The organism is Variovorax sp. P2_H12, from assembly GCF_056403395.1.
Genome location: NZ_JBFUFO010000247.1, coordinates 1 through 409, shown reverse-complemented (window position 1 = coordinate 409; position 409 = coordinate 1). Strand labels below are relative to the sequence as shown.

Sequence of the window (409 nt, the reverse complement as noted above, 5' to 3'; positions counted from 1 at the left end):
ACCCGGCCCTGCCGGTCGAGGACGGCTTCCACGCCGGGGCCGGACGGGGTGTCGGTGCCGTAGTCCGCGGTGAAGGCGACGAGTTCGTCGGTGTCCGTGCAGGTCGTGTCGTGGAGCGGGTGGCTGGTGGGCCGGTCGTCGTGGGTGCCGCCGCAGTTGCGGATGAGGCCTGGGACGCGGTTGATGCCGTCGAGCGCCAGCGCGGTGCCGCCCCTGCTGACCTTGCCGGTCCAGCTGTACCGGTCGACGCCGGCGTGCKGCGCGTCGGCGGTGAACGTGAACACCGGCCGGCCGTTGGTGGACTCGCTCAGCAGCCTTCCGTCGTAGACACCCAGACCTGCCGGGTCGCCGGGCGCGCCGGCGGCGGGGTCGAGCACGAAGAACCCGGCGTTGACTCCCGCAGTCGCGT

General features: G+C 73.3%; 1 pseudogene. It reads right to left on the bottom strand.

Features of this window, described 5'->3' with window-relative positions:
• Window positions 1-409: pseudogene (locus AC1DYK_RS35995) on the bottom strand (hypothetical protein); the annotation flags it as partial.